Annotated in this window: 19 protein-coding genes; 6 read left to right on the plus strand and 13 right to left on the minus strand. The window is 60.2% G+C overall.

Annotated features, from left to right (window positions below; genetic code table 11):
* Positions 1-55 precede the first annotated feature (55 nt).
* A complete protein-coding gene (locus M0D66_RS23510; RefSeq protein WP_211706357.1) occupies positions 56-904 on the minus strand; it encodes a LysR substrate-binding domain-containing protein in 849 nt (282 codons plus the stop codon).
* Positions 905-1007: 103 nt separating this feature from the next.
* Here M0D66_RS23510 and M0D66_RS23515 point away from each other — a divergent pair, with 103 nt between their 5' ends.
* Positions 1008-1655 (plus strand): LysE family translocator, encoded by a 648-nt coding sequence (locus M0D66_RS23515; protein WP_200620493.1) that lies wholly within the window; start codon positions 1008-1010, stop codon positions 1653-1655.
* A 21-nt stretch (positions 1656-1676) separates the two neighbouring features.
* Here M0D66_RS23515 and M0D66_RS23520 read toward each other — a convergent pair whose 3' ends face one another.
* A complete protein-coding gene (locus M0D66_RS23520; protein ID WP_200620494.1) occupies positions 1677-2531 on the minus strand; it encodes a helix-turn-helix transcriptional regulator in 855 nt (284 codons plus the stop codon).
* A gap of 233 nt (positions 2532-2764) precedes the next feature.
* Between M0D66_RS23520 and M0D66_RS23525 the strand changes: the two genes are divergently transcribed.
* Positions 2765-3160, plus strand: a complete 396-nt coding sequence (locus M0D66_RS23525) for a hypothetical protein (protein ID WP_234486884.1) — start codon at positions 2765-2767, stop codon at positions 3158-3160.
* A gap of 94 nt (positions 3161-3254) precedes the next feature.
* On the opposite strand, the gene M0D66_RS23530 is transcribed toward M0D66_RS23525, so the two are convergent.
* Complete coding sequence (locus tag M0D66_RS23530) at positions 3255-4496, minus strand: NADH:flavin oxidoreductase/NADH oxidase family protein (protein WP_200620495.1); 1242 nt, start codon at positions 4494-4496, stop codon at positions 3255-3257.
* A gap of 212 nt (positions 4497-4708) precedes the next feature.
* Between M0D66_RS23530 and M0D66_RS23535 the strand changes: the two genes are divergently transcribed.
* On the plus strand, positions 4709-5314 hold the full coding sequence (locus M0D66_RS23535; protein WP_167378510.1) for a TetR/AcrR family transcriptional regulator: 606 nt from the start codon (positions 4709-4711) through the stop codon (positions 5312-5314).
* Here the strand turns inward: M0D66_RS23535 and M0D66_RS23540 are convergent.
* Positions 5311-5961, minus strand: coding sequence for a protein-L-isoaspartate(D-aspartate) O-methyltransferase (locus tag M0D66_RS23540; RefSeq protein WP_266211713.1), 651 nt, complete (start codon positions 5959-5961; stop codon positions 5311-5313). The genes M0D66_RS23535 and M0D66_RS23540 overlap by 4 nt on opposite strands.
* A gap of 243 nt (positions 5962-6204) precedes the next feature.
* On the opposite strand from M0D66_RS23540, the gene fusA reads away from it, so the two are divergent.
* Entirely contained in the window at positions 6205-8256 is a 2052-nt protein-coding gene (fusA, locus tag M0D66_RS23545; RefSeq protein ID WP_211706356.1) for an elongation factor G, read from the plus strand.
* Between the two features lie 36 nt (positions 8257-8292).
* On the opposite strand, the gene M0D66_RS23550 is transcribed toward fusA, so the two are convergent.
* From M0D66_RS23550 to betC, 3 genes are all read right to left on the minus strand, one after another.
* Positions 8293-9441, minus strand: coding sequence for a porin (locus M0D66_RS23550; RefSeq protein ID WP_211703425.1), 1149 nt, complete (start codon positions 9439-9441; stop codon positions 8293-8295).
* 325 nt (positions 9442-9766) lie between these two features.
* Positions 9767-10720: a choline ABC transporter substrate-binding protein gene (locus tag M0D66_RS23555; protein ID WP_200620500.1), complete on the minus strand. Its 954-nt coding sequence runs from the start codon at positions 10718-10720 to the stop codon at positions 9767-9769.
* A gap of 40 nt (positions 10721-10760) precedes the next feature.
* Positions 10761-12299 carry a choline-sulfatase gene (gene betC, locus M0D66_RS23560; protein ID WP_200620501.1) on the minus strand — a complete coding sequence of 513 codons (1539 nt, stop codon included), beginning with the start codon at positions 12297-12299 and terminating at the stop codon, positions 10761-10763.
* Between the two features lie 152 nt (positions 12300-12451).
* On the opposite strand from betC, the gene M0D66_RS23565 reads away from it, so the two are divergent.
* A complete protein-coding gene (locus M0D66_RS23565) occupies positions 12452-13366 on the plus strand; it encodes a LysR family transcriptional regulator (protein ID WP_211706355.1) in 915 nt (304 codons plus the stop codon).
* Positions 13367-13532: 166 nt separating this feature from the next.
* On the plus strand, positions 13533-14408 hold the full coding sequence (purU, locus tag M0D66_RS23570) for a formyltetrahydrofolate deformylase (protein WP_093644423.1): 876 nt from the start codon (positions 13533-13535) through the stop codon (positions 14406-14408).
* Between the two features lie 85 nt (positions 14409-14493).
* On the opposite strand, the gene M0D66_RS23575 is transcribed toward purU, so the two are convergent.
* The 6 genes from M0D66_RS23575 to M0D66_RS23600 all read right to left on the minus strand — a co-directional run bounded on the left by M0D66_RS23575 (position 14494) and on the right by M0D66_RS23600 (position 22058).
* A complete protein-coding gene (locus M0D66_RS23575) occupies positions 14494-15351 on the minus strand; it encodes a glycine betaine ABC transporter substrate-binding protein (RefSeq protein WP_093644425.1) in 858 nt (285 codons plus the stop codon).
* A 136-nt stretch (positions 15352-15487) separates the two neighbouring features.
* Positions 15488-16756 carry a hybrid-cluster NAD(P)-dependent oxidoreductase gene (locus tag M0D66_RS23580; protein ID WP_093644427.1) on the minus strand — a complete coding sequence of 423 codons (1269 nt, stop codon included), beginning with the start codon at positions 16754-16756 and terminating at the stop codon, positions 15488-15490.
* A 33-nt stretch (positions 16757-16789) separates the two neighbouring features.
* The gene (locus tag M0D66_RS23585) at positions 16790-18100 is read right to left on the minus strand and encodes an SRPBCC family protein (RefSeq protein WP_211706354.1); all 1311 of its coding nucleotides are present in this window, start codon (positions 18098-18100) and stop codon (positions 16790-16792) included.
* A gap of 73 nt (positions 18101-18173) precedes the next feature.
* On the minus strand, positions 18174-18965 hold the full coding sequence (locus M0D66_RS23590) for an electron transfer flavoprotein subunit beta/FixA family protein (RefSeq protein ID WP_211706353.1): 792 nt from the start codon (positions 18963-18965) through the stop codon (positions 18174-18176).
* The gene (locus M0D66_RS23595) at positions 18962-20140 is read right to left on the minus strand and encodes an electron transfer flavoprotein subunit alpha/FixB family protein (protein WP_211706352.1); all 1179 of its coding nucleotides are present in this window, start codon (positions 20138-20140) and stop codon (positions 18962-18964) included. The genes M0D66_RS23590 and M0D66_RS23595 overlap by 4 nt, the downstream gene beginning before the upstream one ends.
* 4 nt (positions 20141-20144) lie before the next feature.
* On the minus strand, positions 20145-22058 hold the full coding sequence (locus tag M0D66_RS23600) for a (Fe-S)-binding protein (protein ID WP_054038714.1): 1914 nt from the start codon (positions 22056-22058) through the stop codon (positions 20145-20147).
* Between the last annotated feature and the right edge of the window lie 2 nt (positions 22059-22060).

Below are 22060 nucleotides of genomic sequence, written 5' to 3' on the forward strand. Positions count from 1 at the left end.
TAAAGCGCAGCCAATCGGCGTTTCTATACGACGATTCAGCCATCGAGCGACCAGTTCAAACTCTCAAATCAGCCAGAATCTGTTCAGCGAGAAAATCGCAGGGCGGTCGCCCGGACCGCGCACTGCGCGCCAAAACGACTTCGAGGTCATTCAGCGGCGGCAGCCCGTCGTTCTGCGATAGCTGAACGAGGTGCGCCGGTACGCTGCATCTTGCTAGAGGCGCTATCGCGAGCCCTGCTTCGACCATGCTGATAAGGCCCAATAAACTCGGGCTTTCGTAGGACATCCGGTATTTGATATTTTCCCGCTGGAGCGCGCTGATGGCATAGGCACGCGCAGTACTGCCATGTGCGAAAACGGCAATCGAAAGCGGGCGCTCTTTCCACACTTTTCTTGCGGGCGACCCGACCCACACCATTGGCTCGAATCGAATGAATTCGCCTGCGACGCCCCTTGTTTTCGTGAAGCAAGCCAGGTCAAGCGTGTTGTCTTTAAGCAATGGAACAAGCTCACTGCCTGGCAAACCGATCACCCGAATTTCTACACGCGGATGAGCAATCGCGAATTTTGCCAGAACCTGCGGCAGCAACGATGAAGCGTAGTCATCCGGAACACCGATGGTTACGCGCCCCTTCATCTCCGGGCGAACTACCGACGCCCATGCTTCCTCGCGCATCGCAAGCATTCGACGGCCATAGTCCAGGAGCGTCCGGCCCTCGGCTGTGATTGCTACGTTGCGGGTGCTTCGCACGAAGAGCGGTTTTCCCAGCGCTTCTTCAAGCGTCTTGATCTGCATGCTCACTGCCGACGGCGATCGACGCACGGACTCCGCACCTCGTACAAACGATCCTGTATCAGCGACCGCCACCAACATTTCAAGCACATCCAGATCAAGCTTTTTCATTTTAGTCAGAAAATCTGATGAATATGTTCAGTTTAATCCGTTTTACTGGAGTATGCATCAAGGCGATACTGCGACCGATGACCACTTGGCGGAGCCCGGGAAAATGCACGGTACGGTTTCGATTTACGGATTTTTGGCGGTCGGCGGAATGCTTGCTGTGACGCCGGGGCCGAACATGATCTACGTGATGTCGCGCTCGATTGCGCAAGGACGCACGGCCGGCCTTATCTCGCTTGCGGGCGTTATGCTCGGATACCTCTTCTATATGTTTGGGGCAGCGTTCGGCATCACCGCCTTTTTCCTGAGCGTGCCTTATGCGGGCAGCGTTCTGGGCGCAGGGGGCGCTGCGTATCTGTTCTATCTGGCGTGGCAGGCTGTGAAGCCTGGTGGCCGCTCTCCCCTCGAGGTCCGTGAGTTGCCCCGCGAACACCCTCGCCGGCTTTTCGCGATGGGCGCAACAACCAGTCTGTTGAATCCCAAGCTCGCGATGATCTTTCTGTCACTGCTACCGCAATTCATCAACTACCAGGACGGCAGCGTTCTCAGGCAATCGCTCGTGCTCGGTTCGTCGTTGATTGTTGCGTTCGCGTCCGTCAACGGTTTCGTGGCGATCTGCTCCGGCAGTATGGCGAAGTTCCTCTCCAGTCGCCCGGGACTTCTGCAGGTTCAGCGCTGGACCATGGGAATTGTTCTGGTTGCGCTCGGCGCACATATGACCATCGATGCATTGAAGCTGACAGGCATCAACTGATGCAACCGCTACACCCTGCCGTCACCACCCTTCCCCAGGAACATATTGAACGCTGCGTCTGTATTGGCTGGGTGTCACACCTTGCTGACGAACAAAGAAGCGCGTGAAGTTTCCCGGCGAGTCAAAGCCCAGATCGAGCGCGATATCCTGAAGCGCCATTTCCTGCTGCGAAACACTCTCGATCGAAAGGTCCATTCTCAGCATGCTGCTGAAAGTCGCGGGCGTCATGCCTGTCTGCTTGTGGAATAGGTGGAAGAAATGCGGACGCGATAGCCCTATCTTTTGCGCAAGATCGTCGAAGTCGGGTGTAAGGCCCCTCACCTGTTTCATTGCTTCGATCGCGTGACGAATCCTGATGTCATACGCGATACCGCCAACGAGTCCCGCTGCTGAAAGTACGTTCCCTTGCGGCGATCTGCCGACCAGTTCGCCTGTCATGTCGGCGATCAGCCCCTGGACCGCTTCAAGCGACCTCCCCTCACGGTCGGTCAGAATATCGAGCAGGTCAGAATGAAGGCGGCTGAGATTCCCCTGCAACAGTACGGAAGAACTCGGAAAGAACCGGGGATGAATACTGTACGCGAAACGCCGGTCGACATCCCTCAACCAATCCGGCTCCAGATAAAGTGCGAGCAGCACCGTCGACTGTGATTGTGGGCGATGCTCATAAAAATGCGGCTCCCACGCATTCACGAGCAGCACGTTCTTGTCTGACAAAACGTACTCACGATTGCGGACCCCGAACTGAATGTCGGGACCGCCTTCCTTGAAGATGACGTGGGAAACCCGATGTGCATGGAGGACCATGCTCTTGTCCAGCAGCAGCAACGCCACTCGTCCGAACGGCCCGTGGATGATTCGTAAGGGTTCCGACATGTAATTACCTCCTGCCGTCCTGATGAATTCAAAGCGTTCGCAGTGTCTCGGCCGCACCGCGAAAAAAAGTCACCATACGCAATGATAAATCGGCCTCGTCTGTGACAAGTCTGCATACGGGCGGAGCCACTACAAGTGGGACATTCGCCTACTCTGCGTACAGGCCCTCTTGCACCGCAGCCATCGAAGTACGGCCTCACGGCCGATCAACACGTTTTGAAGTCCGAACGTGAATGGCGCTTGCTGCAATGCAGGATGCCTCTCGCTACATTCGCACACTCAAGGAGACGATCATGGCTGGTGTCGGCAGTGAAAAGGTATTTGAGAATGACAAAGTTATTGTGTGGAACTTCGTTCTCGCACCGGGTGAGGAAACGCCGGTACATACCCATACGCTTTCATACATGTGGTACGCGATCGAAGGCGCACCCTTGCATATCTTTGACGAGAACGGCGGAGACCTCGGCATCTTCGAAGTCCCGACGGGCGCGATTTACTCACTCAAATGCGAGAACGGGTATCTGGAAGTGCTGTCCGAAATCGGCAAGGGCGCCAAGGTTCCCGCGACGCACAAGGCACGCAACGAGGGTAGCAATCCATACCGCGAAGTGCTGGTCGAGTACAAATAGCCGCGCGCCTGACTGAGTCAGTCCTGGCACCTTGCCAGTATCCCCGAACGCCCCGTGGTGCGAGGCGGCGTTCGGGCGACCCCGCAACGATGGCTTAAGCGCGATGCTGCAGCAATGCGATTATGTTGCGAGTCTCGATCTCAGTGAACTGCTCCACGGCATCGGCACCGTCCAGTGACAGATCCGGGTCGAGTCCGTCCGCCAGACGCTCGAGTTGCATGTTATTCCATGGCAGAAGATGAAACGGATGGAGCGCAGCTTCGGGACTAGGCGCACGATCAACTTCACCAGCGAGAATGCGCTTCGGAATCTCAGGATCGGCAATGATCGGACGGCCGAGCCCGATGACATCCAGTTCACCGCGCTCCAGCGATTCGATCATGGCTGTCGTCGTGCGAAATCCACCGACCACCATCACGGGCATCTTCGCTGCGGCACGAACGGAGGCGGCAAAATCCACGAAAAAGGCTTCGCGCTTGACGGTACTTTCGCGCGGTGCATCTTCTCCCTCGTCCATTAGCGTGAGGCCGGCAATCTTCGGCTGCTCGAGCGAACCACCCGATAGTTCGAGCAGATCGAGCGAAGAATCGTTGAGCGTCTTCACGAGTTCAACGCACTCGGCATTGGTGAACCCGCCCTTCTGAAAATCAGAAGAATTGAGCTTCAGCGCGACCGGGAAGTCCGGACCAACGGCCGAGCGAACCGCAGCCACCACCTCGAGCACGAAACGGGAACGGTTTTCAAGCGAACCTCCCCAACGGTCCGTGCGCTTGTTGGCGAGCGGGCTAAGGAACTGCGAAATCAGGTAACCGTGCGCCCCATGCAACGAGACACCGGTGAAACCGGCCTCGCGCACTTTCCTGGCCGCGAAGGCGAATTGCCCAATGGCCTGCTGAATCTGCTCTTCCGTCATTTCGCGCGGCGTGGCGAACGAAAAGCCGGCGCCCCTCATCACGTCGATGTCCACTGAAGAAGGCGCAAGGGGTGACGTGTTGATCGCGTCTTGCACCTGCCGTCCGGTATGACTGAGTTGAGCCCAGAAATGCGCGCCTTCCGACGTTCCCGCAGCGGCGAGCCGTGCGAGTTGCTCCTGTCCACTGTCGTCGTCGATCACGATATTGCCCGGGCGCTCGAGATGCCACCGGTCCACCTGGATATTGCCGGAGAGAAGCAGCCCGGCACCAGAACGCGCCCAGCGCCGGTACAACGCTTCGAGGCGCGGCGTCGAATGATTATTAGCGTCGGCCATGCCTTCGCTCATGGCTGCCTTGACGAGGCGGTTTGCGAGAATCGCGCCGCTGGGTAGCCGCAACGATTGTGAAAGAGGATTGCTCATCTGAATGTCCACCAGGAAACGGTCACGTGTAAGCCGAGCCCTTGCCCAGTAAGGCAAAGTCGACTCGGCACAGTAACGACAGCGATCGCTGTCGTTTGTTGTATAGTGATCGCTGTCGTATCATTCGTCAAGCAGATAAAAGAGGGACACTTATGGTCAAGACCTGGTCGGACGACAATCCGAAAGCCGCGTTGATGTCGCGCAAGCGAACGATGATCGTCGACGCCGCGCTGCGGGCGTTCCTTGAAAGCGGCTATGCCGAAAGCTCGGTCAATCGCATCGCGGCGGACGCCGGTGTGTCCATCAAGACGCTGTACCGTCACTTCGAGAGCAAAGACGATCTGTTCAGTGCAGTGATGCAAGCGGCCTGCTCGCCTAGCGGCACAGAGTCGGCTGACGCGTCGGAACCCGCAGAACCGGGCGAACCAGCCTGGTTTAGCGAACCGCCGGCCGTGGCATTGCCAATTGCGGGTAGCGATTATTTACGACACGCTCTTTCGAAAGAGCAGTTGGACCTTTATCGCGTCGTCACACGGGACGCACCTCGCTTCCCCGAACTGGCGCGCCGCTATCGCGACGAAGTGACGGGCACACGCGACGCACTGTTCACGAGCTACCTTGATCGCTGGCTGCCTGTCACGGGCTGGGAAGTAAGCGATAAATATGGCGCCGGTGCAACCTTCGCGGCACTTCTGAAAGCCAGGCTTTTCGACGATGCGTTGCTTGGTTTAAAGAACCCCAGCGAAGAAGATATCGCCGAATGTGCGGCTGATGCGACCGTCCAGATGATCGCGCTCATGGAAGCCGGTCGGCTCTAATCCGCCCAACCGTCCTCACCAATTAGCGGTACGAAGCTCACTTCGCCCAACCAGCACTCGTGATAATCCTGTTCGCCGTACCGCACCAGTTTGATCAATTGCTGATGGTGACGCTCGCGCCCTACCGGCATCACGATCCGCCCACCAATCGACAGTTGCGAACGCCATGCCTGCGGGATACGCGGGCCGCCAGCCCCGGCGATAATCGCGTCATACGGCGCATAGTCACTCAAACCGACCGTGCCGTCGCCGAGATAAACGGTCACGTTGAATATGCCCACCCGCGCCAGCGTCTCGCGTGCGGTGTCGGCGAGCACCGGATCGCGTTCAACGGAATGGACGTGCGCCACGATTGCCGCCGCAATTGCAGCGGCATACCCCGATCCCGTGCCGACGTCGAGAACACGGTCGCGTGGACCCAGTTCGGCCGCCTCTATCATCTGCGCGACAATGGCGGGCTGCGAAATCGCTTGCTGGTTCGCGATAGGTAACGCGCCATCGTCGTACGCGAATTCACGCAGTTGCGCAGGCACGAATTCCTCGCGGGGCACACGGCGCATCGCGGATAGCACGTTGACGTCGCGGATACCCCGCGCAACGATTTGCCGTACAACCATCCGCTCCCGGGCTTCCCTGAAATCGATCATTGTGGCCTCCGTCTGAGGATCGCGCCGGCTTTGCAGCAGGCTGCGCATAACTTCCACCGGACGATTCAATTTTGCGCCTCGTTTGACGCTGGCGAACACGCATCGGCCTTGCCGTCAACACGTCCCCGCGAATCAGGTATTCGATGGCCGGTCGCTTAAGGGTCAGCACTGATGGCGTCGTATGGCACACCGGTCCGTTTTCGCCAATAATGGCCCCACATCCACTACTGGACGAGGGCGGCCATGCATTACAGCCCCGACGCCATCCGCACCATCGCTCTGGTCGGCCATGCAGGATGTGGCAAGACATCGCTTGTCGAAGCCCTGCTCCATCAGGGTGGCGAATTACGCGCGCCCGGCAGCGTGGAACGCGGCAACACGGTCTGCGATTTCGACCCGCTAGAACGCAAATATCACCACTCCCTGAACTCCGCGGTCGCCCACCTGCACTACCGGGATACCCGCGTCTATCTGCTGGATACGCCCGGCTATCCGGACTTTTCCGGGCTGTCGATCAGCGCCCTGCCCGCTGTAGAAACCGTCGCCATTGTCATCAATGCACAGACCGGCATCGAAATGACCACTCGGCGGATGATGGCGTGGGCGGAAAAACGCAAGCTCTGCAGAATGATCATCGTGAACGGTATAGATCGCGACAAAGTCGATCTTCCGGAGCTTCTGACGCAAATCCAGGAGGCCTTCGGCAAGGAATGCCTGCCCATCAACTTACCGGCGCAGAACGGCAGCCAGGTGGTGGATTGCTTTTTCAACCCCGCGGGCGACGCCGACTTCCTGTCTGTTGCGGCGGCGCACAATGCGCTGGTCGATCAAGTGGTCGAGATCGATCCCGCTTTGATGGAGCTTTACCTGGAGCAAGGCGAAGCCATCAGCCCGGAGCAGTTGCATGAGCCCTTCGAGCGTGCGTTGCGCGAAGCGCATCTGGTGCCGATCTGCTTCACGTCGGCAGCAAACGGTGCTGGCATCGCGGAATTGCTCGACGTGTTCGTCCGGCTACTGCCCAATCCCATGGAAGGCAACCCGCCCCTCTTCTACCGCGATACCCGCGGCCGCCAGGAAGTCGTGCGTGCCGAACCGGTCGCCGACAAGCATGTATTGGCCCACGCCTTCAAGATCGTCGTGGACCCTTACATCGGCAAGATGGCCGTGTTTCGCGTCCATCAGGGCACGATCAGGCGGGATAGCCAGCTCTATATCGGCGACGCACGCCAGCCGTTCAAGGTCGCCCATCTGATGATGCTGCAGGGCAAGGAACACGTGGATGTCCCACAAGCCGGCCCAGGCGATATCTGCGCCACGGCCAAGATCGATGAGATCGGTTTCGACGCCGTGCTGCACGACGCCCCCGAGGACGGCAACATCCACCTGACCCCGCTCGATTTCCCCACGCCAATCTACGGACTGGCGATCGAGCCTGCGCGCCGCGGCAACGAGCAGCGCCTCTGGGAGATTCTGCAAAAGTTGAGTGCGGAAGATCCATGTCTGCGCATCGACCACCCGGTCGGCACCAACGAGACGGTGGTGCGCGGACTGGGCGAGTTGCACCTGCGCCTTATGCTGGAGCGGCTATCCGAGCAGTACAAGCTGGAGGTCGTGACGCGCCCACCGAAGATCGCCTATAGGGAAACCATCGGCGCAAAAGCCGAGGGGCACCATCGTCACAAGAAGCAAACCGGCGGCGCCGGGCAATTCGGCGAAGTGATGCTGCGCGTGGAGCCACTGCCGCGCGGTACGGGCTTCGAATTTGTCGACGCCGTCAAGGGTGGCGCCATCCCTGGGCAGTTCATGCCCGCCGTGGAAAAAGGCATTCTTCAGGTTATCGATAGCGGGCCGCTGGCCGGCTTCCCGATGCAGGACGTACGAGTCACCGTCTTTGACGGCAAGAGCCATTCAGTCGACTCCAAGGAAGTGGCGTTCGTTTCCGCCGGGCGCAAGGCCTTCATCGATGCGGTGCTGAAAGCTCAACCCGTCCTGCTCGAACCTATCGTGGACATCGAGGTGATGACGCCTGAAGCCGCAATGGGCGACATTATCGGCGACCTCTCCGCCAAGCGCGGACAAGTCCATGGCACACGCTCGGCCGCGGGCAACGCCGTGGTCGTCGCAGGCCAGGTGCCATTGTCCGAACTCAACGACTATCAGTCGCGGCTGAACGCCATCGCAGGCGGGCACGGCAACTACAGCATCCAGCTCAGCCACTACGATCCGGTACCTCCCGCCCAGCAGGAGCGGATGGCGTCGCAACACAAGAAACAGAGCGACGGCGCGGCGCAGTGACCGGCGTGTCGCCCGCTTCTCCTCACTACAGATGCCTCAGAACGAATGCCGCATCCCGATCCGTACATCAGACTGCGTATTCGACGACGACGGCGTGAAGCTGTAGCCGATCACCGCATTCACGCCATTCGACGCACGCAGATAGTCGCCGGAAACATACACATCAGTACGTTTGGACAACAGATAGTGCAGTCCGAGCGAGCCCTGGTTCCAGTGATTGCCTTCGAAGGCCGTGTGTTGATAGCCGCCGTACAGCGACAGCGCAGGCGTGAAGTTATACGACGCGCCTCCTTCGTAAACCTGCATGCGCGAGGTCTGCCCGAAGCCCTTGATCGTCGTGTACGTAAAATCGCCGGTGATCATCAGGTTGCCGATCGTATACGCGGCGCCGATCGCGAACGCACCTTGTTTATCCACCGGGAATGCCGAGGAGCTATACAGATCGGTCACCGCGCCAGTGGCCGGATCGACGGAAACGGTCGGCTGGCCGAGGAAGGTGTGCGTGCCGATCATCGCGTACGGGTCGAACGCATAAATGCCGAACGGATTGTTCAACTGCGTATAAGCAACACCCATGTTGAATGGACCGTGGTCATAATGCGCGCCCACACTCCATGCGCTCTTCTGATGGAAGTCGCCGGCGGTGTTACCGAACGAGTACATGCCGCCGAAGGTGAAGCCGGCAAAATCGTTCGACAGGAACTTCACCGAGTTCGGCAGACGGTCGCCGTTCATCCGGTCGAAGTCGCCCTGGTGAATCGCGTAGCCGCTCGCCCACGCGGAGATGTTGTACAGAAAGACAAACTCTTCGGTCATATCGAGTTGGTTACCGAACGAGAATGTCCCCCATGAGTTCTTGATACCGACATACGCCTGGCGTCCGAATTCAGCACCACCGAATGCATATTGTCCATTGCCCAGGTGAAAACCCGATTCGAGCACGAAGACCGCTTGCAAGCCGCCGCCGAGGTCTTCCACGCCTTTGAAGCCGATCCGGTTGCCGTACGAAATGCCGTCGTCGAATTTGAACTGGTGTGCGCCGCCGGCGTTGTTCACGTAGGTGATACCGGCGTCCAGAATCCCGTACAAGGTGACGCTGCTTTGCGCATGGACCGCCGTCGGTGCGCATGCCGCGCTTGCCGCGAGAGCGAGTCCCGAAAGACTAACGGCATTTTTCTTCTTCATCTAGTTCTCCCCTGCTCTTTGCCTGCGTATTTCGTTAGATAAAGCGATCCCTGCTGCGGGTTGTCTTCCAACGCGCGGCGCTTCTCGCATGACGGGCAGTTCGAAATCGGCTGAGACTGATTGAAACGGATTGAAGCTCACTAACACTGACCTGGCCAGCTAACCCTGAATTAGCCGGCCAGGCTGATCGAAGCTATCGGCACTGCGTACGATCACCTGTATGTCTGCATCGACGGGTCAAGAATAAGTGTCCAGATTTAAGATGATTCGACCGGATGCGACATGAATCTGTCGAGTAGCGACCTCGTAGTCAGGAATGCCGGAGTTATTTCACACCGAGTGCGGTTTGCACCGCTTGCAAACCATTGGCGCCGCTGGCGGTGTTGACGCCGTCAAGCCATGACTTCAGCAATTCGGGGTGGCGCTTGAGCGCTTCGGTGGCGGCCGTGGCAACACCCGTCTTCTTCTCGAGTACCTCGGTGATCACGCCGTTTTCCAGATCGACATTGAATGTGAGTTGCCTGAACAGACGGCCGACATTCGGACACTGCTCGGCGTATCCGCTACGCGCAACGGTATTCACCGTGGCGCCGCCGTAGTTCGGCCCGAAGTACTTGTCACCGCCGTCGAGGTAAGTCAGCTTGAACTTCGTGTTCATCAGATGCGGCTCCCATGCAAGGAACACGATCCATTTTTTCTCACGCACCGCGCGGTCGACCTGCGTGAGCATGCCGGTCTCGCTCGATTCGACGAGCTTCCAGCTGCCGAGCCCGTATGCCTTGTCGTCGACCATCTTCTTGATGTTCTGATTGGCCGGCGCCCCCGGTTCGATGCCATAGATCTTGCTGTCGAACTTGTCGGCGTTCTTCGCAAGGTCCGCGAATGAATGCACGCCAGCTGCCGCCACGTAGTCGGGCACCGCGAGCGTGAACTTTGCGTTGCTCAGATTTGGATGCACGACCTCGATCGATTTTTCATCCTCAAACGGCTTCACGACCGGTGCCTGCGCTGGCATCCAGTTGCCGAGAAATACGTCGATCTGGCCTTTCTTCAGGCCTTGATAGGTGATCGGCACCGACAGGTTCGACACGTTCTGATGGTAGCCGAGCGCCTTCAACAGCACGCCGGTCATCGCATTGGTCGCGTCGATGTCGGTCCAGCCGGGCCCCGCCATGTTGACCTGAGTACAGGACTGCGGCTCGGCAGCCACGGCAAAGGTGGCCGCCGCGCACAGCAGCGCAACGCCGGATACAGCCTGTTTGAAGAGCTTTTTCATCATGTCGGCTTCCTGTAGATGGGTTGAATCGTGAGCGGAGACGTCAGCGCGTTACGGCGGGAAAACGCGCCATCGCTTCGAGCGTGTCGAGGTCGATGTGATTGCGCATGTAACGCTGGCTCGCATCGACATGCGGCTGCCAGTCCCATGACACGACCGTGCCTTGCGTCGTGGCCTCGAAATGAAAACGGCGGCGGCGCTGGCTTTTCAGTACTTCGTTGTGCAGCGCGGCGAGGTTCCAGCGTTGCGCGATCTCCTCACGAAATGCTGAGACCTGTGATGCATATTCGGCGCGCGCGGCGAGATTCTCGCGTTCGAGTGGGTCCGATGTTACGTCGTACAACTGGTCAGGATCGGCCGGCGTGTGAATGAATTTGAAGCGTCCGCGTCGCAGCATCACAACCGGCGCTATAGCGCCTTCCGCCAGGTATTCGCCGATCGCTTCGTCATGGCCAGCTTGTGTGCCGTGCAGATGCGGTACGAGACTTTGGCCATCGAGCGAATCCGGCCAGGTTGCAGGCTGCTCGCCGCGCGCCATCTCTACTAACGTGGGCAGCAGATCGAGATGCGACACCGACTCTTGCACACGATGCGCGTCGAACTGCTGCGGCGCATGAACGATCAACGGTACGCGGCAGCCTCCTTCGAAGAACGTCATCTTGTACCAGAGCCCGCGCTCGCCGAGCATCTCACCGTGATCGGACGTCACCACGATAAGGGTGTCTTTCGCGAGCCCTGACTGTTCGAGCGCCTCGATGATCGCACCGAACTGGTCATCGACGTAAGAGATCGCGCCGTAATAAGCGCGTCTTGCATTGCGGATCTGCTGGTCGGTCGGCGGCGTGTGGTCGGTTTCGCATACGTGGCGCAGGCGCTTCGAATGCGGATCGGCTTCATCGAGCGAATCGCGATGCGCGGGCAGATCGATGTCTTCATCCGCATACATGTCCCAGTACTTCCGCGGAATCGCGTACGGGTCGTGTGGATGCGTCAGCGAGGCGACCATGCAGAACGGCCGTGCATCTTTGCCTGCATGCCGCTCACGTGCGATATCGAAGAGCTTCTGGCGCGTGGTGAACGTGACTTCATCGTCGAAGTCCAGTTGGTTCGTGCGCACGCACGGACCCGCGTCGATCACCGAACTCATGTTGTGGTACCACGTGGGGCGCGTTTCGAAATCGTCCCAGTTCGGAGTCCAGCCAAAATCGGCTGGGTAGATGTCGGTTGTGAGCCGCTCTTCAAATCCGTGCAGTTGATCGGCGCCGCAGAAATGCATTTTGCCGGACAGGATCGTGCGATATCCTTCTGCGCGAAGATAGTGCGCGAAAGTCAGCGTTTGCGACGGAAACTCTGCTGCATTGTCATACGCACCGATCGCCGACGGCAGCTTGCCCGATAAAAAAGAAAAGCGCGACGGTGCGCACAATGGACTGGCGCAATACGCGGAATCGAATACCACGCCCTGCTTCGCGAGGCGATCGAGATTGGGGGTTTTCGTTAGACGATGCCCGTATGCAGCGAGCGCAAACGGCGTCATCTGGTCGGCCATCAGAATAAGGATATTCTGTTTCGTGTCATGCATTGGAGCGTGCCTCGAATAGAATCGCAAATAGGGGTGCGGGTGTCGTTGCAAGCGGGATAACCGGTGTGCCGGTCCTCGCGTGAACACCACTATTGCCGTCCAATTTGCCGCTGTGAAGACGGCAAATCGTTATGTGCCTATAAGGGGGCCTTATGTCGAGGCAGGATCGCTTGCCGCCGATGCAGGCGTTGACGATGTTCGAATCCGCAGCGCGTCTCGCGAGCTTCACGGCGGCTGCACGCGAACTGGGCTCGACGCAGCCGGCGGTTAGTCAGCGTGTGGTGCAACTCGAAGAAGCACTCGGTGTGCCGCTGTTCGAACGCGGCCATCGCGGTGTCACGCTGACGGAAGATGGTGTGCGCCTCTTCGAAGCGGTGCGCAACGCCCTCGACACCATCCGCCTCGCCACCGCCGAGATCCGCGCGCGGCGCACGCCGCAAACGCTCACGCTCTCCACTGACTTCGGTTTCGCGACCTACTGGTTGATGCCGCGGCTTTCGCAATTCAAGGCGCTGATGCCGGACGTCGACGTCAAGATCATCACGTCGCAGAGCGTATTCGATCCATCGCACGACCAGGCGGACATTGCGATTGCGTTCGGCGATGAAGATGCGGACCTGAGCGCGCGGGGTGCGCTCAAGCTATTTCCTGAGCGTGTCACGCCGGTGTGCAGTCCGGCTTTTCTCGCGGCGCATCCGGAATTGCACACGCCGTCGGACTTGTTGAGCTTGCCGCTGCTGCATCTAGAACCGACCCAACCGGCACGCTGGCTGTCGTGGGCCGACTGGTTCGCCGCGCAGGGGCTCGATGCGCCGGCTGCACATCGCGGCATCACGTTTAACAGCTTTACGCTCGTGGCGCACGCAGCGATCATGGGCCAGGGCATCGCGCTCGGTTGGGCGCCACTAGTCGACGAGCTTCTTGCCACGGGGCAACTCGTCGAACTGTTCGACACGCCGGTGGTGACGGAACGCGGCTATCTGCTCGTCACGCAGCGCGCGGCGACACCGGCGGTCAGCGCGTTCCGCCAATGGCTGCTTGGCGAATGTGGCCTCGATGCTGACTGAGCACGGCAAGCCGTCAATGCCGTGCACCACCGCCCCACCCTCCCCTGACGCTCCCATTCCAGCGCGACGGCGGTTAGCTTCTATCCCCCTGTACCGCTGATTTGCTCTACTGCGATGATGCATGCCGCGCCCCGCGGCGTTGCCCTATTGCCTAAGTGGAGAGCGCATGTCCGCCGATTCCCGTCCCGATCAACTGGTTCTCACGGTCGCCTGTCCTAGCGCGGCGGGCCAGGTCGCCGCCGTCGTCGGCTTTCTCGACCGGCATCATTGTTATATCGACGAACTGACCGTTTTCGATGACGACCTAAGCGAGCGCTTTTTTGTACGCTGCGTGTTTCATGGCGTCGATACCAACGAGACCCTGCACATCGCGGCACTCAAGCGAGAATTCCAATCGATCGCCGAGCGCTTTCAGATGACATGGGCGATGCACGACGTCAGCACGCGGCCGAAGGTGCTGATCATGGTGTCGAAACTCGAACACTGTCTCGCCGATTTGCTGTTCCGCTGGCGCATGGGTGAGTTGAAGATGGATATTGTCGGTATCGGCTCGAACCATCGCGATCTCGAACCGCTCGCGCAGCAGCACGGCTTGCCGTTCCATCATCTGCCGATCAGCGCCGATACCAAACCCCAACAGGAGGCGCGTTTGCTCGATCTGTTCGAAACCTCAGGCGCCGAGTTGATGATTCTTGCGCGCTACATGCAGATTCTTTCCGGCGAAACGAGCCGTGCGCTCGCGGCACGTGCGATCAACATCCACCATTCGTTTCTGCCTGGCTTCAAAGGCGCCAAGCCTTACCACCAGGCACATACGCGTGGCGTAAAGCTGATTGGCGCAACCGCGCACTTCGTCACCGACGATCTCGACGAAGGTCCGATCATCGAGCAAGTCGTGGAGCGCGTCGATCATTCATACAGCCCGGAGCGGCTGCTGGCGACGGGACGCGACGTCGAATGCATCACGCTCGCGCGGGCCGTGAAGGCGTTTATCGAGCGACGGGTGTTTATCAACGGCGATCGGACTGTCGTTCTGCAATAAAAAAAACGCCGCTGAAAAGCGGCGTTCTCTATCGTACGAGTTGCCGCTCTAAACAAGCGGCAACTCACTCACATCAAATACGACATCACTTCACCCAGCTATCCACACGATCGCCGTGCGCGCTGATCCACGCATCGGCAGCCGCCGTCGGCTTCTCGCCGTTCTGCGTCGCCAGCATCACGCTGTCGATCTCGCCCGGTTTCCATTGAAACTTCTTGAGGAACGCGACGACCGTCGGCGCCTTCGTCTCCAGTCCAGGATTGACGACGCTATCCACGTGCTCCGCTTCGCCGAACACCTTCTTCGGATCCTCGAGGAATTTGAGCTTGTACTTCGCGAACATCCAGTGCGGCTTCCAGCCAGTCACGATGATCGGCTTGCTCGCCGCTTCCGAGCGCGCCAGTTCAGCGGTCATCGCGCTGCCCGAACTCGGCATCAGCTGATAGTCGAGCCCGTATGCCTTGATCGCTTCGCTCGTTTTCTGCATTACGCCCGCGCCGGCATCGATACCGACGATACGCGAGCCGAATTCCGTCTTCTTCGCTTCCAGATCGCCAACGCTCTTCACGTCGGCGTTATCCGGCACGATCAGGCCGATCTTCGCATCGTTGAAGTTGGCACCCAGGTCGACGACTTTATCCTTGAAGTTGTTCCAGTACGCGCCATGCGTGACCGGCAGCCATGCGGACAGCGTCGCGTCGAGGTCGCCGCGCGCTACGCCTTGCCACATCACACCGGCCGCGACCGGCACGAGCTGCACCTGATAGCCGAGGCGCTTTTCGATCACGCGCGCAGCGACATTTGTGGTTGCAACGCTGTCGTCCCAGCCTTCCACATAGCCGATCTTGATGGTCGGCTTGGTATCGGCCGACACACTCACGCTGCTTGCCGCCAGCGCCGCGCTCAACGCGCTCAACACGAATATCTTTTTGATCAGTCTCATCGCCGTTCTCCCGTTTGCCGTCAAACTACCCATTGAGCATTTAGAATCGCCAACCAGAATTGCCGGGTAGCGTTGTTTTCCGACATCCAGTTGTCCGCATGCGACTTCGACCGAAAGTCCAGGCGCCGCTCTTGTCTTACTTATCGACGACGAGATCGCTCAACGGCTTGCTGCAGCACAGCAGCACCATGCCCTGATCGATTTCGCGCTGACGGATCCCACCGGCGTGTTTCATGGCGACTTCACCGGACACCAGCTTCACCTTGCAGGTGCCGCACATACCCTGCGTGCATGAGGATGGGAGCCGTATGCCGGCTTTCTTCGCCGCCTCGAGTACGTGCTGGCCGCTGCCGCATTCGATCTCGCGATTACTTTTGGCGAAGCTCACCTTGAACGTCGTTTCTATTTCCACCGGTGTGATCGGCACCTGCGCGGGTGCAAATCCAGCCGCGTGCTCACGCGCTTCGACAAAGCTCTCCGCGCTTGCCGTGGGCGCCTGCAACGCATCGGCGACATGCGCGGTCGTCAATTGCGCGGCCACTTCACTGATCGTCTCAAACGAGAAGCTTTCCTCGTGGTAATGGCTGCGATCGAAGCCGCCTTCATCCAGCAGATGACGGACTGCCTGCATGTACGGCGCCGGACCGCAGGTGAAAATCTCACGATCGAGAAAATCCGGCGCGATGAGTTTAAGCAGCGGCAAGGTCAGAAACCCGGTGACACCAGGCCAGTTCGTGCGCGCACCAACCCGCTCGCAGACAAACGCTGTGCGGAAATTGGCCTGATTCGATGCAATCAGATCGAGTTCGCGCGCGAAGATGATGTCGTCCGGCGTGCGGGCGCTGTGCACGAAGACGATGTCGCTATCTTCCCCGAGCTCGTGATGCGCGCGGCTCATCGACATCAGCGGCGTAACACCCGAACCCGCCGACAAGAACAGAAGTTTTCGCGCCGGATGCCGCGCACAGGTGAACTCGCCGGACGGCCCCAGCACACGAACCTGCGTACCCGCGTGCAAATTGTCGTGCAGCCAGTTCGATACCTTGCCACCCGGCACGCGCTTCACGGTGATGGAAATGGTGTGCGGACGCGTGGGCGGCGAGGAGATCGTATAGCAGCGATTCACGGCCTCGCCGTCGATCTCCAACTCCAACGTAATGAACTGTCCCGGCTCGAACACGAACGCCCGCTCGGACGGTGCGCGAAAGAAAAAGCTCTTGACGTCATGCGTTTCCTGACGGACCTGGCAGCACACCAGCGTCTCGTCGGTATCGCTGTTCCAACGCGCCGGCAACGTCTCCCAGAACCTCGGTTGCGTCACCCGGCTCGAAGTTTCGCGGCTTGACACCTCGCGGTTTGGAGCCGGCTCGGGGCTGAGCTGAAGCGTCGCCTGATCGCGCATCATTATTTTCTCCCGCTCCTGGTTGCGGTATCGCGCTCAGCGCATGAAAGACACGACTTTTTCGCCGTGCGAAACCGGCGTATCGCCGGCATCATGGGTTTGGGGCGCATTGCTGAATTCCGCAATACGGCCGATGTACCACTCGCAGAACTTCTCGACGAGGCCTTCGGTGAACGGCGAGTACGGACCCGGTTCATAGGCGCTGCTGGTCGCGCCGCGTTGCGAATACTCAACAAGCGCGCGATCCTGGTCATTGGTGGCGCGCCACACGGCCGTGAGATTGTTCACGTCGTAATCGATGCCTTCGCGTGCATCCTTGTGGACTAGCCACTTGGTGCGCACCAGCGTTTTGCCCGCCGACAACGGAATCACCGAAAAGCTGACGATATGATCGCTCATGAAGTGATGCCACGAATTCGGTTGCGTCCAGAACGAGAGACCACCGAGGTCGGCCTGCTCGAAGCCGCCGAGCAACTTCTTCGAGGCCACCTTCGCGTCCATGGTCTGCGATTCGCCGTCGCGATCGAGCGGCAGGCGTTGCGTGCGGAAACCCGTCACCAGATCCGCCAGACGGTCGATTTCCGCCGACGGCAGTTTCATCGCCTCCCATTGCGCGGTACGGCGCGCCACGGTCTCTTCGAACGCGGCCATGCCTTCTTCATTGGCGGGCGTGCGCTGATACCCAAAACCGTATTCGTAAAGCGAAATCGTCAGCTCGGGATGGTTCGCGACGCAGTGATAGCACTCGCGATTGTTCTCCATCGTGAGCTTCCAGTTGCCCTCTTCGATGATATCGATCGTCGCTGCGACCTTGCAGCCGGCGAGATCGTGCGGCAGCAGGTACGGCTCCATCGCGGCGCGCATCACCGAGAAATCAGCAGGCGGTTCATCAGCGAGACAGATGAAGATCAGACCGGCAAGATTCTGGAGGTGCACCGCTTTCAGGCTGTGCTTGCAGCGGTCGAACTGGTCGCCCATATGCTCGGCGAACATCAGATCGCCGTTCAGGTTGTAGGTCCAGCTGTGATACGGGCAAACGATATTGCCGAGCGAACCTTTGTCCGTATTGCACAAACGTGCGCCTCGATGGCGGCAAACGTTGTGAAACGCCCGCACCTGCATGTCGTCGTCGCGTACGATCAGAATCGAATCGTTGCCGATTTCCACCGTGATGTAGTCGCCCGGCTCCGGTACATCCGGTTCCACCGCGACCTGAATCCAGTGCTTGCGGAAAATCGCCTCCATGTCGAGCGCGAAAATTTCCTCGCCCGTATAGAACGGCGCTTCCAGCGTGTGATTCTTTTTGCGGCGTTCGATCATTGCGCAAACGTCTGCCGAAACTTTCATTGTGTGCTCCGTTGCATGTCACGTCTGGCGCTGCGCCAGGCCCTCCTGGTCGCATGCTCGCCCGAACCGGAAATCAGTAATCCACGAGTTGATGCTCGCGCAAATACGCGAGAATCACTTGTGCTTTTTCGACGGAACTCCCTTCAATTACGACGCTGCCCCCGCGGCTTTCGGTCGTCGTCGCCGAGAGCATGCGGGCATGGCCCGAGCGCTTTTCGGCTGCGGCGAGGCGCACCGGTTTGGCGGTCGCGGGGCGGATCGTCCAGGCGGGTTCGTCGGGGTTGGCGGCGGGTGGCCTTCCGGGCGTTGTTGTCGCGACCGGACGGATCGTGCCTTCGCGCAGCCTTGCATAGGCGTAGCTCGGCGCCGCGTTGGCCATCGGATGCACGGAGATCAAGGCCGGCAGCCGCACTTCGACGCGGCGGCGCAACCCTTTCGGCATGAATTGCCGGACTTCTGCATGGCCGTCGCGAATCGTCAAATCGACCGCTGCGCCGACCAACGGCATGTCAAGCGCACTCGCTACTTGATACGGCAGCATGCCGCTATCGAAGGCGCCTTCGGCGCGGGTGCCGGTCAATACAAGGTCGTAGCCTTGCAAACGCGTGGCGAGCGGTGCTATCGCATCGCCCTGGAATTCAGGCGTTGCCGGAACCTCCAGCACTTCGACAGTGCGCGCGCCAAGTGCCAGATACTCCTTGAGCGCCGGATTCGACGGATCGCCCGCATGCAACACGTCGAGCGTCGCGCCGTGCGTTTTGGCGAGCGAGAGCGCGATCGTCAGCGCGGCGGCGTCGTTGCGGCTGTAGCGCGCCGTGCCGCTGACCGGGTGCCGCCCCACGGAAACCAGTACGGCGATTTTCATGCAAGCGCTCCTTCCGCAACAGCCGTTGAATTCAATAGCGCAGCACCCGTGCCGCGTGCCGTGCGTGCAGCCTCCGCGGCGTCATTCAGCGCCGCGATGGTTTCCTGCGCGTCGCCGATGACGGTCAGATTGGCGCGTTTGGCGATTGGCGCGCTGGCGTCGAGATTCACGGCGATCACGTGCCGGCAATCCTTGATGCCCTGCAGATGCTGAACCGCGCCGGAAATGCCGAACGCGATATAGACGCTCGCCTCGACCGTCTTGCCGGTGGCGCCAATCTGCTTGTCGCGGGTGAACTTGCCGTCGTCCACGGCGACGCGGCTTGCGCCGATCGCAGCGCCTAACGTGGCCGCAAGACGCTCGAACGCGGGCACATCGCTAACGCCGTTGCCCGCCGAAACGATGAAATCCGCTTCTTCGAGCGCGAGTTGGGCGGCGTCGATTTCCTCGATGCCAAGATCGCGCACGACGCCTTTGGACGATGCCGGTTCGCCGTCGAAACGCCACACCACTCGCTCGCCTGCCCCCAAAAACGGCAGCTTCGGATCGACCGCGTTCGGTGCAAGCAACACGACTTCCGGCAGTGCGCGTACAGCGAACGCCGTATTCGTTTGAATATAAGCAGCGACATGGGTCGCATCGATCTCGACGACATGCGTCGCGACACTCGCGTTCGCGGCGGCCGCGTAACGGCGACCGAGGTCGCCGTCGCCGGTCGCGTTGTCCGGCAGGAAAATATGCGCCGGCGCGTAGGCCGCGACGCACGCGGCCAGTGCGTTCAATTCGTCGAGCGGCGCGAAAACGCGGCGGTCGAACATCGGCAACTCGATCAGCTTGTCGGCACCAAGCGCAGCGGCGTCGCTGCTGAACTCACCGAATACGAGCAGTACGACTTCAGTGGTCGCATCCGCGATCAACGCGGCGGCAGCTAAGGTCTGACGCGCGTGATCATCCAGCGCGCCGCGGTCCGCGTGAGCAGCCACCAGCAGCACGCGCTGCGCTGCAGCCGTCGTGCGGCGCGGTTTTGCGTGCTCGCGATGCGCCGCCCCCGTCGAGCCATGCGCCGCCAGTTCCGTCGAGCCGGCAACAGCCGTCACGCCGAGCGTAATACGCCTGAGCCCATCGGCCGTAATCGTGAACGGCCGGCGCGGATCGATTCGTTTGAGATTGTTCATGACGTTACTCCAGCGCCGCTGCAACCAGTTCGGCGACGTCCAGCACTTCCGGACGCGGGCCGACCACGCCTTCGAGCATCGCCGTGCAATTCGGGCAACCCACCGCGACGATTTCAGCGCCGATCGTGCGGGCGTCGTCGATACGGATGTCCGGAATGCGTTTTTTCCCGGGGATGTCAGTCAATGGCGCACCGCCGCCGCCTCCGCAGCAACGTCCGCGCATACCATTTCGTTCCATCTCCACCACCTTGATACCGATGGATTTCAGCAAGCGGCGCGGCGCTTCCGTCTCACCGTTATAGCGGCCCAGATAGCACGGATCGTGGTACGTGATCTTGCGGTCCGCGAACGCGGCGACCGCCTTCGGCGACAGCTTGCCGCTCGAAACCAGTTCTTCGATCAGTGCCGTGTGATGCTGGACCTCGTAGAAACCGCCGAGTGCGCGATATTCGTTGCGCAGGCTGTGCAGCACGTGCGGATCGGCGGTAACGATCTTGCGGAACGAGTACTGCGAGAGCGTGCCGATCAGCCGTTGAGCAAGTTGCTGGAAGGTCGCTTCGTCGCCGAGGCGCCGTGCCGTATCGCCGGTATCGGTTTCGACGCCACCGAGCACCGCGTAGTCGATCCCTGCCCGGTTCAGCACCTTGATCAGCGCACGCAGCGTGCGCTGATAGCGCATGTCGAATGCGCCTTCACCGGCAATCAACAGCACGTCCACCTGCCGACCCGGTTGCGCGACCTGTACCTGCAAATCAACCGCCCAGTCGTAACGCGCGCCGATGTCATAGCCGTTCGAGCTACCGGTTTCGCGCAGATTGGCGAGCGTGATCGGACCTTTGCCCGGTACGCTGCCTTCGACCAAGGTCTGATTGCGGCGCATATCCACGATCGCATCGACATGCTCGATCAACATTGGGCATTCCTGCACGCAAGCGCGGCAAGTGGTGCACGACCACAGCGTATCCGCTTCGATCAGGCTCGACACGAGCGGCTTGCCCGGCGCGCCACCGTGTTTGCCGACCGGAATGCCAGGCGTCGGGCTGCCGGCATAAGCTTCGTCCGTGCCACCGACCATGCCCGTGACAAGATCCTGAATCAGCTTCTTCGGATTGAGTGGCTGCCCGGCGGCAAACGCGGGGCACGCTGCTTCGCACTTGCCGCATTGCACGCAGGCGTCGAAGCTCAGCAACTGGTTCCAGCGGAACTCGACCGGCTTGCCTACGCCGTATTCCTTCGCGTCGAGGAGCGGCACCTTCAGTGCAGTCGGCGGCACGACATCGTTATCGTTGCGCTCGGCAAATCGCTCCTGACGTGGATGAAACGCGAGGTGCAGCAACCCGGCGAGCGCATGCTTCATTGGACCGCCGCGAGCCGCGCCGAAGGTCATCGTGAACGCGCCGACTGCGATCAGCAACGCGACGATAATCGCCAAAGCACCCGACATCGCCGCGGCCGGCAGCGCAATGAAGAGCGCCAACCCGAGCGCGAACGACCCAAGCAGCAGCGGGAGATGATCCCAAGGCCCGCGCGAGAGCCGTGCCGGCACCGCCTTCGCGCCATGCCGCCGACGCCAGACGAACACCGCGCCGACCAGCATCACCAGCGCCGCTAGAAAGATCAGCTTGTCGAGCCACGGCGAGTAGATCGCAAGACCGTAGTTGACGAACACCAGCGCCATCGCGAGGATCGCTCCGCCCGCCGTCGCGACGTGCGTCTTCGCGATGTACGGGTCGCGAGCGACCACATGGTGCAGGTCGACGAAATAGCGCTTCGGGATCGCCAGCAGATTGGTCCAGCCGTACGCACCCGCCGCCGTGGCACGGCCTTCACGCCAATAGGCAGCGCGTTTGGCGAGCGCGAACGCGAGACCCGCCACCGACAACCACAGCAGGACAGTGATGACAAACACGGGGCTCATCG

Source organism: Paraburkholderia sp. SECH2 (assembly GCF_030464795.1).
GTDB lineage: Bacteria > Pseudomonadota > Gammaproteobacteria > Burkholderiales > Burkholderiaceae > Paraburkholderia > Paraburkholderia aspalathi.